The sequence below is a fragment of the Pseudolysinimonas sp. genome, from assembly GCF_031389465.1.
Taxonomy (GTDB): domain Bacteria; phylum Actinomycetota; class Actinomycetes; order Actinomycetales; family Microbacteriaceae; genus Pseudolysinimonas_A.
The window spans coordinates 1-3,039 of sequence record NZ_JANMSQ010000319.1; the positions used below are offsets into that span (position 1 = coordinate 1).

3 protein-coding genes are annotated in these 3,039 nt (G+C 69.1%); 2 read left to right on the forward strand and 1 reads right to left on the reverse strand.

Going from position 1 to position 3,039, the window contains the following annotated elements:
* Positions 1 to 17 precede the first annotated feature (17 nt).
* Entirely contained in the window at positions 18 to 2,312 is a 2,295-nt protein-coding gene (purL, locus tag RMO30_RS12315; RefSeq protein WP_309713946.1) for a phosphoribosylformylglycinamidine synthase subunit PurL, read from the reverse strand.
* Positions 2,313 to 2,345: 33 nt separating this feature from the next.
* Here purL and RMO30_RS12320 point away from each other — a divergent pair, with 33 nt between their 5' ends.
* Positions 2,346 to 2,759: a hypothetical protein gene (locus tag RMO30_RS12320; RefSeq protein WP_309713949.1), complete on the forward strand. Its 414-nt coding sequence runs from the start codon at positions 2,346 to 2,348 to the stop codon at positions 2,757 to 2,759.
* Between the two features lie 58 nt (positions 2,760 to 2,817).
* The coding region (locus RMO30_RS12325; protein WP_309713952.1) for an ATP-binding cassette domain-containing protein at positions 2,818 to 3,039 on the forward strand (222 nt) is incomplete at its 3' end.

Below are 3,039 nucleotides of genomic sequence, written 5' to 3' on the forward strand. Positions count from 1 at the left end.
CCCCGGGCGTCGACTAGCTATCGCGGGTGATATCCGACGACGGGGCCGAAGTGCGCGGCCCGGGTGCCGCGCGACGGGGTGTGCAGTTCGTCGAGGGGGGTTGTGTACCGGGCTTGCACCGCGAGCGCGCCGCCGGTGTCGGTGACGCCCATGCGCAGCACCGGGTAGCCGCGGCCTTCGCAGAGACGGGTGAACTTGACGTCTTCTTCGCGTGGCACGGCGACAAGTACGCGGCCCGTCGACTCCGAGAACAGGACGGTCGCGGCATCCACCCCATCCCGCGCCATGATCTCGTCGAGCCACACCCGTGCACCGATGCCGAATCGCAGCACCGCGTCGGTCAGCGTTGTGGCGAGACCCCCGTCGGCGAGGTCGTGCGCCGCGTTCAACAGCCCTTCGTGTGCGGCCGCCGCGAGCAGTTCGCCGAGCGCCTTCTCGCGAGTGAGGTCGACCGTGGGCGGGCGTCCTCCGAGATGACCGTGGATGACGCCGGCCCAGGCCGAACCGTCGAGTTCGAGCGACGTCGTGCCGAGCAGGTACAGGTTGTCGCCGGCATCCTGCCAGCCTGACGGCACCCGGCGGGCGACGTCGTCGATCACACCGAGCACGGCGACGACCGGGGTCGGGTGGATCGGCACCTCGCCGGTCTGGTTGTAGAACGACACGTTGCCGCCGGTGACCGGGATGCCGATTTCGAGGCAGCCGTCGGCGAGGCCGGTGACCGCACGTTCGAACTGCCACATCACCTCGGGGTTCTCGGGGCTGCCGAAGTTGAGGCAGTCCGAGACGGCGACCGGGGTCGCGCCGGTGACGGCGACGTTGCGGTACGCCTCGGCGAGAGCGAGTTGCGCCCCCTGGTACGGGTCGAGGTAGCAGTAGCGACCGTTGGCATCCGTCGCGACGGCGAAGCCGAGACCGGTGGTCTCGTCGACCCGCACCATGCCGCCGTCGTCGGGCGTCGAGAGTGCGGTGTTGCCGAGCACGTAGCGGTCGTACTGGTTGGTGATCCAGGCCTTGTCGGAGAGGTTGGGGCTGCCGAGTAGTCGCAGCACCTGGGTGCGCAGCTCGTCACCCGACGACGGCCGGGCGAGAGCGGATGCCGTGTCGGCGTTGAGCGCGTCGATCCATGCCGGTCGCGACATGGGTCGCTCGTAGACGGGGCCGTCGACGGCGACGGTGCGGGGGTCGACATCCACGATCGTCTCGCCGCGCCAGGTGATCGTGAGGCGCCCCGAGTCGTTGACCTCGCCGAGCACGCTGGTCTCGACATCCCACTTCGCGGTGACCGCGAGGAAGCCATCGAGCTTGTCGGGGTGCACGATCGCCATCATGCGCTCCTGGCTCTCGCTCATCAGGATCTCTTCGGGGCTCAACGTGGAGTCGCGAAGCAGCACGGCATCCAGTTCGATCGCCATGCCACCGTCACCGTTGCTCGCGAGCTCCGACGTCGCGCACGAGATTCCCGCCGCGCCGAGATCCTGGATTCCTTCAACGAGGTCACCCGCGAAGAGTTCGAGACAGCACTCGATGAGCACCTTCTCGGCGAACGGATCGCCGACCTGCACGGCGGGGCGCTTCGTCGGTCCGCCTTCGCTGAAGGTGTCCGAGGCGAGGATGGATGCTCCGCCGATGCCGTCGCCGCCGGTGCGCGCCCCGAAGAGCACGACCTTGTTGCCCGCCCCGCGCGCGTTGGCGAGGTGCAGGTCTTCGTGGCGCAGCACCCCGACCGCGAGAGCGTTGACCAGCGGGTTGGCCTGGTACACCGGGTCGAACCAGGTTTCGCCGCCGATGTTCGGCAGGCCCAGGCAGTTGCCGTAGAACGAGATGCCGCTCACCACGCCGGGAACGACGCGGGCGGTGTCGGGGTGGTCGATCGCGCCGAAGCGCAGGGCGTCCATGACGGCGACGGGGCGCGCACCCATCGAGATGATGTCGCGCACGATTCCGCCGACGCCGGTCGCGGCGCCCTGGAACGGCTCGATGTACGACGGGTGGTTGTGGCTTTCGATCTTGAAGGTGACCGCCCAGCCCTCGCCGATGTCGACGACGCCGGCGTTCTCGCCCATGCCGACCATGAGGTTCTTCGTCATCTCGGGGCTCACTTTGGCTCCGAACTGGCGCAGGTGCACCTTGCTCGACTTGTAGGAGCAGTGCTCGCTCCACATCACCGAGTACATCGCGAGCTCGCCCGACGTGGGGCGGCGGCCGAGGATGTCGCGGATGCGCTGATACTCGTCGGCTTTCAGGCCGAGCGCCGCGTACGGCTGCTCTCGCTCGGGAGTGGTGGTGGCGTTCTCAACCGAGTCGATCATCGAGGTCGATTCTATCCGCGCGACGCGACTGCCATGATCGTGACCGTGCCCCTCTCGCTCATCGCAGCCGTCGTCGCTCTCGTCGCCTTCGCGGGCCTCGTGGCCTTCCAGGTGGCTCTCGCCGCGGGCGCCCCGTGGGGCCGTGCGGCCTACGGCGGGCAGACTCCCGGCGTGCTTCCCGCCCGGCTGCGCATCTCCAGCGTCGTCGGCGCCGTGGTGTGGACAGGTGTCGCGCTCGCCGTCGCGCGGTACGGCGGCATCCCGGTGTGGGCGCCGCTTCCGGATGCCTGGCTGCCGGTCGCGATCTGGGTGATCGTCGGGCTGCTCGCGATCGGGGTTGCGCTGAACACGATCACGCGCAGTGCCGTTGAGCGCGCGATCTGGCTGCCGGTGACGCTCGTGCTGCTCGCAGCGACCCTCGTCGTAGCGCTCACCGCGTCCGTCTAGCCGGATCTCCCGATCAGGAAGGATTCACCCCGCGCCGCTCTCCGGATAGCGTGAATCCGTGACCAGAGGACAGACCCTCGTCTTCGACGGTGTGACCAAGCGCTTCGGCGCCGTCGCTGCCGTCTCAGACCTCGACTTCACCGTCGAACCCGGCCGGGTGACCGGATTCCTCGGGCCGAACGGCGCGGGCAAGACCACGACGCTGCGGATGCTGCTCGGCCTCGTCACCGCCACCAGCGGCACCGCGACGATCGGCGGCAAGGCGTACGGCGACCTCGAG